The organism is Nocardioides sp. HDW12B (assembly GCF_011299595.1).
GTDB lineage: Bacteria > Actinomycetota > Actinomycetes > Propionibacteriales > Nocardioidaceae > Marmoricola_A.
This window is the reverse complement of sequence record NZ_CP049867.1, coordinates 2486377-2502253: the sequence shown is the minus strand read 5'-3', so window position 1 is coordinate 2502253 and position 15877 is coordinate 2486377. Positions and strand designations below refer to the sequence as shown.

At 73.9% G+C, this 15877-nt stretch carries 19 protein-coding genes; 8 read left to right on the top strand and 11 right to left on the bottom strand.

What is annotated here, in order from left to right; all coding sequences use genetic code 11:
• Positions 1 to 194 precede the first annotated feature (194 nt).
• The 5 genes from G7072_RS19795 to G7072_RS11695 form a co-directional block, all read right to left on the bottom strand.
• A complete protein-coding gene (locus G7072_RS19795; RefSeq protein WP_206063095.1) occupies positions 195 to 494 on the bottom strand; it encodes an AzlD domain-containing protein in 300 nt (99 codons plus the stop codon).
• Positions 491 to 1183 carry an AzlC family ABC transporter permease gene (locus tag G7072_RS11710; RefSeq protein WP_206063094.1) on the bottom strand — a complete coding sequence of 231 codons (693 nt, stop codon included), beginning with the start codon at positions 1181 to 1183 and terminating at the stop codon, positions 491 to 493. The genes G7072_RS19795 and G7072_RS11710 overlap by 4 nt, the downstream gene beginning before the upstream one ends.
• The gene (locus tag G7072_RS11705; RefSeq protein WP_240916903.1) at positions 1180 to 1593 is read right to left on the bottom strand and encodes an ankyrin repeat domain-containing protein; all 414 of its coding nucleotides are present in this window, start codon (positions 1591 to 1593) and stop codon (positions 1180 to 1182) included. Before G7072_RS11705 ends, G7072_RS11710 begins: the two co-directional genes overlap by 4 nt.
• Positions 1590 to 1757 carry a hypothetical protein gene (locus G7072_RS11700; protein WP_166086565.1) on the bottom strand — a complete coding sequence of 56 codons (168 nt, stop codon included), beginning with the start codon at positions 1755 to 1757 and terminating at the stop codon, positions 1590 to 1592. Before G7072_RS11700 ends, G7072_RS11705 begins: the two co-directional genes overlap by 4 nt.
• 196 nt (positions 1758 to 1953) lie before the next feature.
• The gene (locus G7072_RS11695; RefSeq protein WP_166086563.1) at positions 1954 to 2514 is read right to left on the bottom strand and encodes a GNAT family N-acetyltransferase; all 561 of its coding nucleotides are present in this window, start codon (positions 2512 to 2514) and stop codon (positions 1954 to 1956) included.
• A gap of 41 nt (positions 2515 to 2555) precedes the next feature.
• Here G7072_RS11695 and G7072_RS11690 point away from each other — a divergent pair, with 41 nt between their 5' ends.
• The 4 genes from G7072_RS11690 to G7072_RS11675 all read left to right on the top strand — a co-directional run bounded on the left by G7072_RS11690 (position 2556) and on the right by G7072_RS11675 (position 6564).
• Positions 2556 to 3386, top strand: a complete 831-nt coding sequence (locus G7072_RS11690) for a thymidylate synthase (protein ID WP_166086561.1) — start codon at positions 2556 to 2558, stop codon at positions 3384 to 3386.
• 72 nt (positions 3387 to 3458) lie between these two features.
• Entirely contained in the window at positions 3459 to 3917 is a 459-nt protein-coding gene (locus tag G7072_RS11685; protein ID WP_240916901.1) for a dihydrofolate reductase, read from the top strand.
• 26 nt (positions 3918 to 3943) lie between these two features.
• Positions 3944 to 4846, top strand: a complete 903-nt coding sequence (gene dapA, locus G7072_RS11680; RefSeq protein WP_166086557.1) for a 4-hydroxy-tetrahydrodipicolinate synthase — start codon at positions 3944 to 3946, stop codon at positions 4844 to 4846.
• Positions 4847 to 4872: 26 nt separating this feature from the next.
• Positions 4873 to 6564: a ribonuclease J gene (locus tag G7072_RS11675; protein WP_166086555.1), complete on the top strand. Its 1692-nt coding sequence runs from the start codon at positions 4873 to 4875 to the stop codon at positions 6562 to 6564.
• A gap of 97 nt (positions 6565 to 6661) precedes the next feature.
• Here the strand turns inward: G7072_RS11675 and G7072_RS11670 are convergent, their stop codons facing one another.
• Positions 6662 to 8848: a Stk1 family PASTA domain-containing Ser/Thr kinase gene (locus tag G7072_RS11670; RefSeq protein ID WP_166086553.1), complete on the bottom strand. Its 2187-nt coding sequence runs from the start codon at positions 8846 to 8848 to the stop codon at positions 6662 to 6664.
• Between the two features lie 171 nt (positions 8849 to 9019).
• On the opposite strand from G7072_RS11670, the gene G7072_RS11665 reads away from it, so the two are divergent.
• Positions 9020 to 9457 carry an Rv2175c family DNA-binding protein gene (locus G7072_RS11665; protein ID WP_240916899.1) on the top strand — a complete coding sequence of 146 codons (438 nt, stop codon included), beginning with the start codon at positions 9020 to 9022 and terminating at the stop codon, positions 9455 to 9457.
• Between the two features lie 9 nt (positions 9458 to 9466).
• Here the strand turns inward: G7072_RS11665 and G7072_RS11660 are convergent, their stop codons facing one another.
• Positions 9467 to 10543, bottom strand: coding sequence for a polyprenyl synthetase family protein (locus tag G7072_RS11660; protein ID WP_206063093.1), 1077 nt, complete (start codon positions 10541 to 10543; stop codon positions 9467 to 9469).
• 34 nt (positions 10544 to 10577) lie between these two features.
• Between G7072_RS11660 and metF the strand changes: the two genes are divergently transcribed.
• Positions 10578 to 11501, top strand: coding sequence for a methylenetetrahydrofolate reductase [NAD(P)H] (metF, locus tag G7072_RS11655; RefSeq protein ID WP_240916897.1), 924 nt, complete (start codon positions 10578 to 10580; stop codon positions 11499 to 11501).
• Positions 11502 to 11515: 14 nt separating this feature from the next.
• On the opposite strand, the gene G7072_RS11650 is transcribed toward metF, so the two are convergent.
• The 4 genes from G7072_RS11650 to G7072_RS11635 form a co-directional block, all read right to left on the bottom strand.
• On the bottom strand, positions 11516 to 12889 hold the full coding sequence (locus tag G7072_RS11650) for an FAD-dependent oxidoreductase (RefSeq protein ID WP_166086550.1): 1374 nt from the start codon (positions 12887 to 12889) through the stop codon (positions 11516 to 11518).
• Positions 12890 to 12947: 58 nt separating this feature from the next.
• A complete protein-coding gene (locus G7072_RS11645; RefSeq protein ID WP_166086548.1) occupies positions 12948 to 13667 on the bottom strand; it encodes a hypothetical protein in 720 nt (239 codons plus the stop codon).
• Positions 13664 to 14137, bottom strand: coding sequence for a sigma-70 family RNA polymerase sigma factor (locus tag G7072_RS11640; protein WP_166086545.1), 474 nt, complete (start codon positions 14135 to 14137; stop codon positions 13664 to 13666). The genes G7072_RS11645 and G7072_RS11640 overlap by 4 nt, the downstream gene beginning before the upstream one ends.
• A 75-nt stretch (positions 14138 to 14212) precedes the next feature.
• Positions 14213 to 14665: a YbaK/EbsC family protein gene (locus tag G7072_RS11635; RefSeq protein ID WP_166086543.1), complete on the bottom strand. Its 453-nt coding sequence runs from the start codon at positions 14663 to 14665 to the stop codon at positions 14213 to 14215.
• Between the two features lie 297 nt (positions 14666 to 14962).
• Here G7072_RS11635 and G7072_RS11630 point away from each other — a divergent pair, with 297 nt between their 5' ends.
• Positions 14963 to 15358, top strand: coding sequence for a DUF6504 family protein (locus G7072_RS11630; RefSeq protein ID WP_166086541.1), 396 nt, complete (start codon positions 14963 to 14965; stop codon positions 15356 to 15358).
• Complete coding sequence (locus tag G7072_RS11625; RefSeq protein WP_240916896.1) at positions 15346 to 15873, top strand: SAV_6107 family HEPN domain-containing protein; 528 nt, start codon at positions 15346 to 15348, stop codon at positions 15871 to 15873. The genes G7072_RS11630 and G7072_RS11625 overlap by 13 nt, the downstream gene beginning before the upstream one ends.
• The last annotated feature ends 4 nt before the right edge of the window (positions 15874 to 15877 follow it).

Below are 15877 nucleotides of genomic sequence, written 5' to 3'. Positions count from 1 at the left end.
GCACCAAGGGGAAACCTTTCGCCCGGCTCGCAGCAGATCCCTAGACCGGACACGCCATTGTTACCGGACCGTTATGGGCGGATAAGTGACAAAGGGTCCAGTCACTCATGGTGCGAAACGGACAGGGCTGAAGCCCTGAATCTGACAAGCCGTGCAATGTCGGGCATACCTGGTCGTCTAGGACGTCTCGGAGGTCACAGGAGTCGCAGGAGTGCGGCGGTGAGGGCCGCGGCCACCACGACCACGAGGAAGGGCGCCCGTAGCAGCAGCGCGACCACGGCGGCGCCGAGCCCGGCGGCCCGGGCGTCGAGGACCAGCCGCTGGTCCTCGCCGAGCACCTGGACCGCGATGAGGGCCGCGAGCAGGGCGACGGGGAGCAGGTCGGCGACCCGGGACACCGCCGGCCGCGCCAGCACCGACGAGGGCACCGAGAGGCCCGCCAGCTTCAGCAGGTAGCAGCCGAGGGCGGCGGTCAGCACCGCGGCCCAGATCACCGGGCACCCCCGAGGTTCCTGGCGCGCTCGCCGCGTCGCGGCAGGAGCCCGAGCAGGGCCACCGACGCCGCGGCCAGCACCGGGAGGCCGGGGGTGACCAGCGGGACCAGGCCCAGGGCCACCGCGGCGGCGACCACCGCGACCCCACGGGCGAGCCCTCCGGACAGACGCGGCCACAGCAGCGCCAGGAACGCGCCGCCCACGGCGGCGTCGAGGCCGTAGGTGCGCGGGTCGCCGAGCTGCTCGCCGGCCAGGGCGCCTCCCAGGGTCGCGAGGTTCCACAGCACGAAGACCGACAGGCCGGTCGCCACGAAGCCCAGCCGCACCTCGGTGGTGGTGTCGCGGTTGACCGCCATCGCGGTGGACTCGTCGATGAGCAGGTGCGCCCCGACGACCCGCCGCGTCCCGCGCCACGCCAGCAGCGGGGCCAGGCGCAGGCCGTAGAGGCCGTTGCGGACGCCGAGCAGCAGGGCCGTCCCGGCGGCGGCCGCCGGGGTCCCACCGGACGCCAGCACCCCCACGAGGGCGAACTGCGAGGCGCCCGTGAACACCAGCAGCGACAGCGCGCAGGTCTGCCACACGTCGAGCCCCGAGGTCACCGAGATCGCGCCGAACGAGATGCCGTAGGCGCCCGTCGCCAGCCCGACCGCCAGTGCTTCCCCCACGATCCGCCCGCGCGGACTACTCACGCACCGTCGAGGAGGTCGGGGCGCTCGAACATGACGGCGGTCGCACGCGCGGTCGGGTGCCCGGCGTCGGGGTCGGCCCCGGCCGCGAGCAGCGCTTGTACGACGTCGTCCTCGCCCTTGAACACCGCGCCCGCCAACGGGCTCTGGCCGCGGTCGTTGAGGCGGTCGACGTCGGCCCCGCGCCCGGCCAGCGCCGTCACGAGGGCGGCGTGCCCGTGGTAGGCGGCCAGCATCAGCAGGGTGTTGCCCGAGGCGTCGGTCAGGTCCACCGGCACGCCGGCGTCGACGTACGCCGTGAGCCGCTCGGTCCCGCCCTCGCGCGCGAGGTCGAGCATCTGGTGGGCCAGCGCGACGAGGTCGGGGTCGGCGAGCGGGCCCGAGGGGCTTCCGGGGGACTGGGGGTCGGTCACTCCGTGGAGTGTTCCAGAGCCACCTTCTGCTCGAGCGTGAGGAAGGCGGCCACGCCGGCACCGAGCCCGAGGGCGACGCCGAGCAGGACCGTGACGGGCGCCGGGGGACCGGTCGCGACGATGATGCCGAGCACGGTGCCGGTCAGCAACGAGAGTGCGGCCATCACGGTGCGATAGCGACGCGGGAGATGTGCAGGTGCTTGCGGGTGCATCGATGCCATGGTCACGTCCGTCCGTCCCGAGTGGCCGCCTCCGCCCGATGCGGACCACTGCGACCACCAGCGTCCTACCCGGAGCCCACGGGGTCAAACCGCGACTGTTGTCAGTTTCTGCGTCAACCGTCGGCCGGTCCCCGGGCGATCAGGTCGCGGGCTCGCTGATGTCGGTGTGCAGCCGCACCTGCTTGACGACCACGGCGCCGTCCCCGCGCAGGTCGAGCTCGCGGTGGGCGCCGTCGGGCGCCCACCCGGCCGAGGTCAGCAGCGCGCGCCGGGCGTCGTCGTCGGCGTTGAGCCAGCACACCGCCCGGGTGAAGCGGTCCGCGCGCAGGGTGTCGACGCAGGCCTGGAGAAGTCGCGAGCCGTGACCCAGGCGTCGGTGGTCGGGGTCGATGACGAGCTCGCCGATCTCGCCGTCGGCGACCGGGTCCGCGTCGCCGTCGGCGCCCGGGGTGGTCACCGCGAAGCCGCGCACACGGTTGCGCTCCAGGGCCACCAGCACCCGGTTGCGGGCGTCGCCGGGCTTGGTCATCGCGGCCCGCCAGCCCTCGGCCAGGTCGTCACCGTCCAGCGCCTCGAGCACGTCGGCCGGCAGCAGGTCGGCGTACTCCTGGCGCCAGGCGCGCACCTGCACGTGACCGATCCCGGGGGCGTCGTCGGCCCAGGCCACGCGCACGGAGAGGTCGGCCGAGGGAGAGGTCATGCCTGCATTGTCGCCGGTCGTCCCGGTGCTAGGTTGCCGGGGTGCAGCAGTACCTCGACCTCATCCGGCGCATCCTCGACGAGGGCGTGGAGAAGGGCGACCGCACCGGCACCGGCACCCGCAGCGTCTTCGGTCACCAGATGCGCTTCGACCTGCGCGAGGGCTTCCCGCTGGTGACGACGAAGAAGATCCACACCCGCTCGGTGTTCGGCGAGCTGCTGTGGTTCCTGCGCGGTGACACCAACGTGCGCTGGCTGCAGGAGCGCAACATCTCCATCTGGGACGAGTGGGCCGACGCGGACGGCGACCTCGGTCCCGTCTACGGTCACCAGTGGCGCTCCTGGCCCACCCCCGACGGCGGGCACGTCGACCAGGTCGCCAAGCTCGTCGCCGACCTGCGCCGCGACCCCGACTCGCGCCGCCACATCGTCTCGGCGTGGAACGTCGCCGACATCCCCCAGATGGCGCTGGCACCGTGCCACGCGTTCTTCCAGTTCTACGTCGCGCCGCCCGTCGCGGGCGCCGACGGAGGTACGTCGGAGCGCGGCCGGCTCAGCTGCCAGCTCTACCAGCGCTCGGCCGACGTGTTCCTCGGCGTGCCGTTCAACATCGCCTCCTACGCGCTGCTGACCCACATGGTCGCCCAGGTCACCGACCTCGACGTCGGCGACTTCGTGCACACCCTGGGCGACGCCCACCTCTACTCCAACCACCTCGAGCAGGCGCAGCTGCAGCTCACCCGCGAGCCGCGCCCGCTGCCCGAGCTGTGGCTGGACCCGACCGTGCGCGACCTCGACGCCTTCGACCTCGAGCACATCGAGGTCAAGGGCTACGACCCGCACCCCGGCATCAAGGCCCCCATTGCCGTCTGACCTGCCTTCTGACCTGCCGTCTGGCGCGCTCCCGGGGGCTCGGTGACCCCGGGCGGCAAGCAGGTCGTCTGCGTGGCCGCTGTCGCCCGCAACGGCGTGATCGGCGCCGGCCCGGACATCCCCTGGCGGATCCCGGGCGAACAGGCGGAGTTCAAGGCGCTCACGCTCGGGCACGTGCTGGTGATGGGACGCACGACGTACGAGTCGATCGGGCGGCCGCTGCCCGGACGCACGACCGTCGTCCTCACCCGCGACCCGTCCTGGGCCGCGCCCGGCGTGCACGTCGCGCACGACCTCGAGGCGGCGCTGGCGCTGGCCGACACGCTGCCGGGCGACGTGATGGTCGCTGGAGGGGGAGAGGTCTACCGGGCGGCGCTTCCCCACGCCGACGCCCACGTCCTGACCCAGGTCCACCTCGAGCCGGCCGGCGACGTCACCTACCCCGACCTCGACCCCGCCGTGTGGCAGGAGACCGGCCGGCGCCCGGGAACGGCGTACGACGTGGTGCGCGTGGAGCGTCGGCGTGCCTGAGGCCCGCCACCGGATAGCCTGACCTCATGGCCGACGACCTCCACCCTCCCGCTCCCTTCGGCCGGATGCTCACCGCGATGGCGACGGCGTTCCACGAGGACGGCTCGGTCGACCCCGAGGGCACCGCGCGGATCGCCGCCCACCTCGTCGACCACGGCAACGACGGCGTCGTGGTCTCCGGCACCACCGGGGAGTCCCCGACCACCACCGTGGAGGAGGACGGCCGGCTGCTCGCGGCGGTCAAGGACGCGGTCGGTGACCGGGCCAGCGTCGTGGCGGGCGTGGGCACCAACGCCACCGCCCACTCGGTCGAGCTGGCCGAGCAGGCGGCCAAGATCGGCGTCGACGGCGTGCTCCTGGTGACGCCGTACTACAACAAGCCGGGCCAGGCCGGGGTGCTGCACCACTTCCGCACCGTGGCCGGCGCCACCGACCTGCCGGTGATGCTCTACGACGTGCCGGGGCGCACCGCCACCGGCATCGACCTGGCCACCTACGAGGCCGCGATCGACCTGCCGACCGTCGTAGCAGTGAAGGACGCCACCGGCGAGCTCGCCCGGACGCCGCTGCTCACGCGGCTCGGCTACGCCGTCTACTCCGGGGACGACGTCTCCACCCTGGGCTTCCTCGCGCACGGTGCGTGCGGCCTGGTCTCGGTCGTCGGCCACGTCGCCGGCCGCGAGCTGGCCGCGATGATCACCGACTTCCTCGGTGGCGACCACGCCCGTGCCCTGGAGACCTTCACCCGCCTGCTGCCGGCCATGGAGGCCGTCATGGGCGTGCCGAACTACGGCGCCACCACCGCCAAGGCCGCCCTGCAGCTGCTCGGCGTCCTGGACAACCGCACCGTGCGGGGTCCCCTGGTGGCGCTGGACGAGGCCGAGGTCGAGGCGCTGCGCGCCGGCCTCGCCGCCTCCGGACTCATCTGACCTGCCCCCACCCGCGAAGGATCCTCGTGACCCACTTCCACCACGACCTGCCCGACGCCGGCCCCGTGCCGGACAAGGCGCTGCGCGTCACCCCCCTCGGCGGCCTCGGCGACGTCGGGCGCAACATGACCGTCTTCGAGTACGGCGGCCGCGTGCTGATCGTCGACTGCGGCGTGCTCTTCCCCGAGGAGCACCACCCCGGCGTCGACCTGATCCTCCCCGACTTCGAGGCGATCCGGGACAAGCTCGACCGCGTCGAGGCGCTGGTGCTGACCCACGGTCACGAGGACCACATCGGCGCGACGCCGTACCTCCTGCGCGAGCGGCAGGACATCCCGCTGGTGGGCTCCAAGCTGACGCTGGCGCTGCTGCGCTCGAAGCTTCAGGAGCACCGCCTGAAGGAGACCGTGCAGCACCAGGTCGCCGAGGGCGACACGATGAGCTTCGGGCCGTTCGACCTCGAGTTCGTCGCGGTCAACCACTCCATCCCCGACGCGCTGGCGGTCGCGATCCGCACCCCCGCCGGGATGGTGCTGCACACCGGTGACTTCAAGATGGACCAGCTGCCGCTGGACGGCCGGATCACCGACCTGCGCGCGTTCGCCCGGCTGGGCGGGGAGGGTGTCGACCTCTTCATGGTCGACTCCACCAACGCCGAGGTGCCCGGCTTCACCACCTCCGAGGGCGAGATCGGCCCGGTCATCGACCGTGTCTTCCAGCGCAGCGAGGGCCGCATCATCGTGGCCTGCTTCGCCTCCCACGTGCACCGCGTGCAGCAGGTGCTCGACGCGGCGGTGGCGCACAAGCGCAAGGTCGCCTACGTCGGCCGCTCGATGATCCGCAACATGAACGTCGCCCGCGAGCTCGGCTACCTCAACGTGCCGGCGAACACGCTGGTCGACTCCAAGGAGATCGACAAGTTCGCCCCCGAGAGGACCGTGCTGATCTCGACCGGGTCGCAGGGCGAGCCGCTGTCGGCGCTGAGCCGCATCGCGCAGCGCACGCACAACTTCGTCCACCTCGAGGAGGGCGACACCGTCGTGCTCGCCTCGTCGCTGATCCCCGGCAACGAGAACGCCGTCTACCGGGTCATCAACGGGCTCTCGCGGTGGGGAGCGCACGTCGTCCACAAGGGCAACGCCCTGGTGCACGTGTCGGGCCACGCCAGCGCCGGCGAGTTGTTGTACTGTTACAATATTGTGCGTCCGCGCAACGTGCTGCCGGTCCACGGCGAGATCCGTCACCTCCAGGCCAACGCCGCGCTCGCCCGGGCGACCGGCCTCGCGGCCGAGAACGTCGTGGTCGCCGAGGACGGCATGGCCATCGACCTGATGGACGGCAAGATCGAGGTCGCCGGCAAGGTCCCGGTGGGCTACGTCTACGTCGACGGGCAATCGGTCGGCGACATCACCGAGGTGCTGCTCAAGGACCGCCGCATCCTCGGCGAGGAGGGCTTCATCTCCGTCATCGTCGTCGTCGACATGGGCCAGGGGAAGGTCTCCGGCGCGCCCGAGATCCACGCCCGCGGGTTCGCCGAGGACGACAGCGTGTTCGACGAGATCAAGCAGCCCATCGTCGACGCCCTCAACGCCGCGATGGCCGACGGCACCGACGACACCTACCAGCTGCAGCAGACCGTGCGCCGCGTGATCGGCCGCTGGGTCGGCAACAAGCACCGCCGCCGCCCCATGATCATCCCCGTCGTCGTCGAGGCCTGACCCTCCCCCTCTCCCCGGCCAACCCCCGCGAAGCGTCGCTCGTGTACGCGCGAAGCGTCGCGCGTACGTGCGCGACGCTTCGGCAGGGAAAGGGCGGTCAGACGACGCCGACGGTGACGACGCTGCCCTTGGGGATCGAGGAGCCACCGTCCACGTCCTGACGGACCACGGTGTCGAGACCGACGTAGAGCTGGGTCTCGCTGACGTCGATCCCGAGGCCCACCGCGGCCAGCTCGTCGGTCGCGGCCTCCACGCTCAGCCCGGCCAGGTCGGGCACGACGACCAGGACCGGGCCCTTCGAGACCACCAGCTCGATCTCGTCGCCCTTGAAGCCGGTGCCGTCGTCGGGGGTCTGGTCGATGACCACGCCCTTGTCGACGGTGTCGCTGTTCTCCTCGGTCGTGGTGACATCGAAGCCGAGCTCGACCAGCCTCTCCTCCGCGCGCTCGGCGCTGCGGCCGGCGAAGTCGGGGATCTCGATCGGGCGAGGCCCACGGCTCACCACGACGGTGACCACGCTGTCGCGCCGCAGCTCCGTGCCGGCCACCGGGTCGACGGCGACCACGCTGCCCTTCGCGACGGTCTCGCTGTAGCGCTTGGTCGGCTCGCCCAGGGTCAGGTTCCGCTCGGCGAGGATCGCCTCGACGTCCTCGAACGGCTTGCCCGCCAGCGCCGGTACGGCGTAGCGCTCGCGGCCCTTGGAGACCACGACCTCGATCGTGCCGCCCTCGACGATGCGGGATCCGGCCGCCGGGGAGGTCTCGATGACGGAGCCCGCGGGGACCGACTCGGAGAAGGTGCGCTCGGTGACGTCGAGGTCGAGCCCGGCGTCCGCGGCCCGCGCCTCCGCGTCGGAGACCGCGAGGTTGATCACGCCCGGGGTCGAGGTGTAGCGCCCGATGGCGAACCACCAGCCCGCGTATCCGGCCGCCACGGTCAGCAGCGCCACGACGAGCAGCAGCACCCAGCCCTTGCGGGGACGACGCCGCGGCCGTCGCCCGGCGGGCGCGGGGGAGTCCGCGACGCGGTGTGGGGGCCCGGACTGGCCGGGAACGACGCCGGGGCGGTCGCCGGTGCCGCCGGGACCACCGGGACCACCCTGGCCGGCCGGCCGACGGGTCCGGGTCGCCACCGAGGAGCGTGAGGAGGCGTCGGAGCGGCCCGCGGCGGACCCGGCGGCGACGCCGGCCGCGGCGAGACCGCCCACGCGGATGATCGTGGTCGTCTCCTCGCTGTCCGGCAGCGGGAGCGCGTGGTCGGGCAGCGGGACCGAGCGGTCGGAGACCGCGTCGTCGTCGGCGGCGTCGTCACGGTCGGCGGCGACGGTCGCAGCCGTCAGCGGGACGCGCAGGGGCTCCTCCTCGACCTCGGGCTCGTCGGCGGCCCCGGGCAGGGTCAGCGGTCCCGCGGGCAGCAGGTCGGCGGTGAGCTCCTCGTCGTCGACGACCCCGGCCCGCAGCGTGGCGGACACGCGCCGCGTCTGCTGCAGGAACACCTTGGCGTCGGCCTGGCGACGGTCGCGGTCGCGGGAGGTCGCTCGCGTCACCAGCGCGTCGACGTACGACGGCAACGGTGCGGGGGTGCAGGTCGAGGGAGCGGGGATGTCCTCGTTGACGTGCTTGAAGGCGATCTGGATGGCGCCGTCGCCCTCGTGGGGCTTGCGGCCCGTGAGCATCTCGAAGAGCAGCACCCCGGCGGCGTACACGTCGACGCGGGGGTCGGCGCTGCCGTCCACGATCAGCTCGGGGGCGAGGTAGGAGACCGTGCCGATGAGCACGCCGCGCGTCGCGGTCTGGCTGACGCTGGCGTCGAACGCGCGCGCAAGCCCGAAGTCGGCGACCTTGATGCGGCCGTCGTCGGCGATCAGCACGTTCTCCGGCTTGACGTCGCGGTGCACCAGCCCGGCGGCGTGGGCCTCGGACAGCGCCGCCAGCACGGGCTCGAGCAGCGCGAGGGCGCGCTCGGGAGCCATCGGCGCCTCCTCGCGCACGACCTCGCGCAGGGTGCGGCCCTCGACGTGCTCCATCACGAGGAACAGCGCGCCGTCGTCGTCGCCCTGGTCGGAGACCGACACCACGTTGGGGTGGGAGAGCCGGGCAGCGGCGTGCGCCTCGCGCACGAAGCGGCGCCGGAAGTCGGCGTCGTCGCCGAGGTCGCTGTGCATGATCTTCACCGCGCACCCGCGGTTCAGCCGGAGGTCGAGGGCCTCGTAGACGGTGGCCATCCCGCCGCGTGCGATCTTCGCCCCCACGCGGTAGCGGCCCTCGAGGACGCGTCCCGTCATCGGGTCGGCACCTCTCTCCACGACGGCTCCTCGGGTCGAGCGCGCAGCTGTCGGCCACGGGCGCAGGAAGGACGACTCTAAGGGTGCCGTGCCCCGGCCCCCGGGCTGCGGAGGCTGCCCGGCGTGCCGCCGGTTCGCTGCCCACGGCCCCGCGGTGGCAGAGTGTCCGCCGTGAACGACCCCGCTGAGACGTCCGCCGACACTCCCGCCCAGACCTCCGCCCAGACCTCCGCCCAGACCTCCGACCAGACCCCCGCCGATCCGATCCGCGACCTCGTGGGCGACTGGTTCGACTGGTCGGCCTGCGCCGAGGCGCTGGGCGTGACCGTCAGCCGCGTCCGCCAGCTCATCAAGGAGCACCAGCTCGCCGCGGTGGTGCCGGCCCCGGGCACGGGCCAGCAGGTGCCGGCCGCGCTCGTCGACCAGGGCGAGATCGTCAAGGGCGTGCCGGGGCTGTGCACCGTGCTGCACGACGGGGAGTACACCGACCACGAGATCATCACGTGGCTCTTCACCCCCGACGAGACCCTGCCCGGTCGCCCGATCGACGCCCTGCGCGAGAACCGCGGGTCCGAGGTCAAGCGCCGCGCCCAGGCGATGGCGCTCTAGGACCCTGCCTCAGAGGCTGCGCTGCGTCGCGGCCCGGGCCAGGTCGGCCAGCACCACCCGGGCGTACGACGTGACCGGTGCGGCCTCGAGCGCCGCGAGGCAGTCCCGGGTCAGGGCGTCGATGCGCTCCTCCACCTGCGCCGCCGCCCCCGAGGACTCGATGACGCCCTGGAAGCGGGCCACCTCGGCGGGCTCCAGCGCCCGCCCGAGGGCCGCGTCGAGGGCGGCCGCGTCCTCGACGGACGACCCGGCCAGCGCCAGCGCGACCAGCACGGTCCGCTTGCCCTCGGTCAGGTCGTCGCCGGCCGGCTTGCCCGTGACCGAGGGGTCGCCGAAGACGCCGAGGAGGTCGTCGCGCAGCTGGAAGGCCTCGCCGAGCGGCAGCCCGAAGGCCGACAGCGCGCCCACCATCTCGGGGCCGCCGCCGGCCAGCACGGCGCCGACGTGCAGCGGCCGCTCGACGGAGTACTTCGCCGACTTGTAGCGCACCACCTGCATCGCCTGCTCGACGTCGGCCTCGCCGCGGGCCTGCAGCGACACGTCGAGGAACTGCCCGAGCACGACCTCGCTGCGGGTGGCGTCGAAGACGCGCAGCGCCTCGGCCACCACGTCGGCGGGCAGGCCGCAGCCACGCATGAGCTCGTCGGCCCACGACAGCAGCAGGTCGCCGAGCAGGACCGCCGCAGCGGCGCCGTACTGCTCCGGCGAGCCGGGCCAGCCGGAGCTGCGGTGGAGCTCGGCGAAGGCGACGTGGGTGGCGGGGTGCCCGCGGCGAGTGTCGGAGGCGTCCATGAAGTCGTCGTGGACGAGCGCGGAGGCGTGCAGCAGCTCGAGCGCGGCCGCGGCGCGCAGGAGGGCCCCCTCCTCACCCGGCTCGGGCTCGCGCACGGCGCGGAAGCCCCACGCGCAGAACATCGCCCGGAAGCGCTTGCCGCCGGCCACCGACTGCGTCGCCGCAGCCATGAGGCGGGCGGCGTCGTCGCCGAGGTCGACGTACTGGGCGGCCTGGGCGTCGACGAACGTGTCGAGCACCGTCTGGATCTCGGCGCGGAAGGACGCGGGGTCCCACGGGGTGGCTGACGTCACCGGCCGAGCCTACGGCCCACCTATCCTGGGCCTCATGAGTCCCGTGCCCCAGGAGCGTTCCTCCCGCATGTCCGGCGGCGGTCGCCGCGTGCGCGACCTGCTCGCGACCGGCGAGCGGTCGTTCTCCTTCGAGTTCTTCCCGCCCAAGGACGCCGCCGGCGTCACGGCGCTGTGGAAGGCCCTGCGCGAGCTGGAGCCGCTGCGTCCGACGTTCGTCTCGGTGACCTACGGCGCCGGCGGCTCGAGCCGGGACACCACCATCGAGATCACGCAGCGGATCGCGCGCGAGACGACGATGACGCCGATGGCGCACCTGACCTGCGTGGGCCACACGCGCGACGAGCTGCGCTCGATCGTCGGGGCGTACGCCGACGCCGGTGTGCGCAACGTGCTGACCCTGCGCGGCGACCCGCCCGGCGGTCCGGGCACGGCCTGGACCCCGACCGACGGCGGGCTGACCTACGCCGACGAGCTGGTCGCCCTGGTGCGCTCGCTCGGCGACTTCAGCGTCGGCGTCGCCGCCTTCCCCGAGGGCCACCGTGACGCCGCCGACCTCGACGCCGACATCGCGGTGCTGCGCCGCAAGCAGGACGCCGGTGCGGAGTTCGCGATCACCGAGATGGTGCTGCGCGCCTCGGACTACTTCGGGCTGCTGGAGAGAGCGCGGGCCGCCGGGGTCACCATCCCGGTGCTGCCCGGCATCATGCCGATCACGAACCTGCGCCAGATCGCGCGGATGGCCGAGCTGTCGGGCCGCGAGGTGCCGGCCGACGTCGTCGCCCGGGTCACCCGGTTCGAGGGCGACGCCGAGGCGGTCCGCGCGGAGGGCACGGCGATCGCGGCCGAGCTCTGCGAGGAGCTGCTGCGTGGCGACGCCCCGGGGCTGCACTTCTACACGCTCAACCGGTCGCGGGCGACGCGGGAGATCTACGCCGACCTGGCCCTGCCGGTCGCCTGACGGTCGGCGAGACCTCAGGCCGGGCCGATCGCCTCGGCCACCAGGGCGGCGCTGAGCCCCACGAAGGGCAGCCACCCGCCGCCTCCGGTGTGGGCGCCTGCGGCGTACACGCCGGGCAGGGGGGTGCGGGTCGAGAGCCGGTCGGAGATCGTGCTGCGGCCCTGCCACAGCACGCCGCTGGGGGACCCGGACCACTGCTCGACCAGCGCGCGCGGTGACAGGTCGACGCGCACCTCGATGGCGTCACGGACGTCGAGCTTGTGGCGGGCCATCGCCATCACGAGGTCCTCGGCGAGCCGGCCGCGGCCGAGCACGGTCCACGCGCGACGCCCGGGAGGGGCCTGCCCGCCGGTGCGGATCGTGAGCGTGTACTCGTCGTGCACCACGACCTCGGCGGGCAGGTCGGGCGCGTCGTCGCTGAGGCCCAGGTGGGTGACGGTCGGCGGGACGGCCGGCATGGTGCGCTTGACGTACGACGCCAGGGCGGGCAGCCGGCGGGGGTCGAGGGCCACCACGACCTGGTCGCAGGCGACCTCGCCGGCGCTCGTGGTGACCGCGACCGGCCGGGCGTCCGAGGAGGTGCCGGACATCACGACGTCGAGGGCGGTGACGCCGGTGAGGACCTCCACCCGGCGCTCGCCCAGGCGCTTGGTCAGCAGCACGGCGAAGGCACCGAGACCGCCGGGGACCGTCCAGGTGCCGAAGTTCTGCTCGAGGTAGTCCAGGATCGCGAACCAGGCCGGGACGTTGCGGGGGTCGTGCCCGCCCTCGACCGCGTGGTGGGTGGCCAGCGTGCGCAGACGGGGGTCGTCGAAGCGGCGCTCGACGACCTTGTGCAGCATCAGGCGGCTCGTCAGCAGCTTCTCGGTGGCCTCGGGCAGGTGCTCGATGCCTGCGGACCGCTCGAACCAGTCGCGGCGCAGCAGGTCCCAGGCCTCGGCCTGGGCGTGGACGTGGTCGACCCACTGACGCCCGGGGCTCGGGGCGGCCTTGCCGGAGCGACCGGCCCTGACCGGACGGCCCTTCGCGTCCTGGGCGGGTCCGAAGGCCTCGTCGACCGCGGCCAGCTGGGCGGCGCGGCTGCCGGAGGGCAGCCGCAGCACGGTGCCGTCGGTGAAGCGGTGCTCGCGCATCGGGTCCACGGGCACCAGCTCGAGCTCGCGCTCCAGGGGGCGCCCGGACTTGCGGAACAGGTCGCGCAGCACGGCCGGGAGGGCGGTGGTGGCGGGGCCGGTGTCCCAGGTGAAGCCGTCCTGCTCGACCAGCCCCAGCGCCCCGCCGAGCGTCGGGCGGGACTCGACCAGGACGACCTCGTGGCCCTGCTTGGCCAGGCGTGCGGCCGAGGCGCAGCCGGCCAGCCCGCCCCCGAGGACCACCACGCGTGACATGGGGGGACTGTAGCGGTCGGTGCCGACCGTGCCGCCCGGCTCTCCGGGCTGGCGGGGGTCACCCCAGGGTGTGCGTGGCCGTCTCGCCGGCGGGGGGCGTCACGACCTGGCCGTCGACGACGTACTCGACGGTGAACACCGCCGTGTCCGCGGGGACCTCGACGGTGAAGTAGGTGGCGCCCTCGTGGGTGAAGGTGTCGGCGTCGAACGGCTCGGCCTCGTCGAGCGAGACGCGGACCTGGTCGACGTCCGGGTGGAGCGCCCCGGCCCACAGCATGCCGTCGCCGACGGACTGGCCGCCGTCGGAGACGTAGGTCTCGTCGGGGGAGGCGTCGACCGTGCGCGGCGCGCAGCCGTCCGGGGTGGGCGGACCGAGGACGTAGCCGAAGCCGTTCCACTCCTGCCCCACCACGTTGTCCTGCTCCGCGAGCGTCATGATGCCCGACGGGCGGCCCGCGCACCGGGGGACGTCCGGGCCGTCGACGACCCAGTAGCGCTCGCCGTCGATGCTGCCGCTGATGATCGGGTCGGCCGGCGGGATCCGGTCGACGTACTCCGGCCCGAGCCCCACCACCGCGGCGGCGGCCACGGGCACGGCGACGGCCGCCGCCGCGGCGCCCAGCACCAGGCGCCGGCGCCGCCGGGGGCGGAGCGGGGTCACGGCCGGCCGGTCGGCCGGCTCGTCGCGGACGGTGTCGGCGACCGCGGACAGCGTGCGGCGCAGGTGCTGGTCGAGCTCGTGGTCGAGCTGGTGGTCGGTCGGGGGTCGTGCGGTCATGACAGGTCCTTTCGGAGGCGGGCGTGCGCGCGGCGGAGGTCGGAGCGCACGGTGCTCGGCGGGCGGTCGAGCAGCTGGCTGATCTCCACCAGGGCGAGGTCCTCGTAGTAGTGGAGGACGACGACGGCCCGCTGGGCGGCGGGCAGGCGCGTGATGAGCGCCCAGGTCTCGTCGAGCTCGGGGATCGACGTGACCGGTTCACGCTCCACCCGCGTCAGCCGTCGTCGCCGGTAAGCACGACGCTGGCCGTCCTTGGCCCGGTTGACGACGGTGCGGCGCAGGTAGGCCGGAGGGTCGAGGATCTGCTCCCAGCGCGGCTGGGCGTCCGCGAAGGCCGTCTGCACGAGGTCCTCGGCCGTCTCGCGGGACCCGGTCAGCAGGAAGGCGAGCCTGAGCAGGGGGAGCCGCAGCTCGAGGTAGGTCTCCTCGAGCGCCGAGGGCTCCTGGCTGCTTCGCATCGGGTGGGTCACACCCCTCATGTCGTCCGAGGACGCCCCGACGTTGCACCTCGCGGCGATCCCGGGGCGATCCCGTGGTCGCCGGGGTCAGTTGACCGTGATCTCGGTGGCCCCGGTCATGCGCCGCAGCTCGTCGTACGTCGTGCTGAAGACGGAGGCGGGGTGCCCGGCCGCGGCCCAGATCTCGGGGTACTGCCGCAGCGCGGTGTCGAGGTACGTCGGCACCGGGGCCGGGTGCGCGAGGGGGGAGACGCCGCCGATCACCTGGCCGGTGTGGGCGCGCACGAAGTCGGGCTTCGCCCGGGTCAGCGGCGGCAGACCCTGCTCGGCGGCGACCTTGGCGGTGTCGACCCGGTGGGCGCCGCTGGTCAGGAGCAGCACAGGGGAGCCCGCGGCGTCGAACAGCAGGCTGTTCGCGATCGCCCCGACCTCGCACCCGAGCGCCGCCGCGGCGAGCACGGCGGTGTGGACCGTGTCGGGCAGCACCACGATGCGGCCGGTGCCGCCCGCCGCGGTCCAGGCGGCGCGGAAGGCCGCCATGCCCGGGTGTGCACGGGGCCCGGCGTGGTCGGTGGGGTCGGGGGAGGAGCCAGGGGGCGGGGCGCTGGTCACGAGTTCTCCAGGGGGCCGGCGACGTGTTGACGTGGTGTCGGGGGTGGGGTGTACCTTCGGATTGTTCGAACACCTGTTCGAACGATCCGGTGGGAGTGACCTCGACCCCCACTCCCACCGGACACCCTGCCACGACGCACGGACGGGCGGGGCGGCGTCGGTCGGCGCCGGTCGGGGTCGGTGGAGGGGTCGGTCGAGACGGTGGAGACGGTGGAGGTGGCGCGCATGCGCAGGTACGACGACCCGGTCGAGGTGCGACGAGGGATGGTGACGGGCGAGCAGGGCCCGGTGGAGGGGCCGGAGCAGTTCCTGTGGCACGGCCGGCTGTGGAAGGTGTACGACGTCGTCGGTCACTGGCGCGAGACCGGAGCCTGGTGGCAGTCGCGCGAGGTGGCTCCGGTGCTGGGCGCCGACCCGGGGGCGAGCGCCCCGGCGGGCACTCCCGCAGGCACGGGGACCGGCGGGACCGGCACGGGCGGCGCGTCCGTGTCCGACCTGCTGGCGCAGCGGGAGGTCTGGCGCGTCGAGGCCGGTCGCGGGGCGGCCACCGGGCGGGGCGTGTTCGACCTCGTCTTCGACTGGGCCCAGGGCAGCTGGCTCCTCACCCGGTGCTGGGACTGATCGCCGTGACGTCGCTCGCCGCACCCGCGGCGCCCACCACCGCCACGACGCCCACGACGCCCGCCGGTCCGCCGCCCGGGCTGTCGGGGTTCGACGTGCCGGCCGCCACCTTCGCCTACCTCGCGCGGGCGGCGACGTCCCTGCAGGAGGCGATCACGGCCCCCGACGTGGGCATGCGCTACGCCACCGCCCACGTCGCGGCGCTGCGGGCCACCGCCGCGCTGCTCGCCGCCCGCGCCCGGCCGACCGCCCCGGTCCGGGGACGCGCCCGGGCCCAGCGCAACGCCTGGGTGCTGCTGGCCGAGGTGGCTCCGGAGCTCGCCGAGTGGGCCGCGTTCTTCTCGGCGGGCGCGGCGAAGCGCGCCGCGGCCGAGGCCGGCTCCCGACGCGCGGTCACCGAGCGGGAGGCCGACGACCTGGTCCGCGACGCCGACCGCTTCCTCGGCATTGTCGAGGAGTCGCTCGGTCTCACCCGGCACGTGCCGATCCCGGCCACGCTGGTCCAGGTGGGCTGAGCCA

What these genes read in the sequence shown, in the direction of transcription:
- G7072_RS11700 (WP_166086565.1), bottom strand. Translation starts at nt 1,757, where the DNA reads ATGGCCGCACTCTCGTTGCTGACCGGCACCGTGCTCGGCATCATCGTC.
- G7072_RS11695 (WP_166086563.1), bottom strand. Translation starts at nt 2,514, where the DNA reads ATGACCTCTCCCTCGGCCGACCTCTCCGTGCGCGTGGCCTGGGCCGAC.
- dapA (WP_166086557.1), top strand. Translation starts at nt 3,944, where the DNA reads ATGGCCGACGACCTCCACCCTCCCGCTCCCTTCGGCCGGATGCTCACC.
- G7072_RS11670 (WP_166086553.1), bottom strand. Translation starts at nt 8,848, where the DNA reads ATGACGGGACGCGTCCTCGAGGGCCGCTACCGCGTGGGGGCGAAGATC.
- metF (WP_240916897.1), top strand. Translation starts at nt 10,578, where the DNA reads ATGAGTCCCGTGCCCCAGGAGCGTTCCTCCCGCATGTCCGGCGGCGGT.
- G7072_RS11650 (WP_166086550.1), bottom strand. Translation starts at nt 12,889, where the DNA reads ATGTCACGCGTGGTGGTCCTCGGGGGCGGGCTGGCCGGCTGCGCCTCG.
- G7072_RS11645 (WP_166086548.1), bottom strand. Translation starts at nt 13,667, where the DNA reads ATGACCGCACGACCCCCGACCGACCACCAGCTCGACCACGAGCTCGAC.
- G7072_RS11635 (WP_166086543.1), bottom strand. Translation starts at nt 14,665, where the DNA reads ATGGCGGCCTTCCGCGCCGCCTGGACCGCGGCGGGCGGCACCGGCCGC.
- G7072_RS11630 (WP_166086541.1), top strand. Translation starts at nt 14,963, where the DNA reads ATGCGCAGGTACGACGACCCGGTCGAGGTGCGACGAGGGATGGTGACG.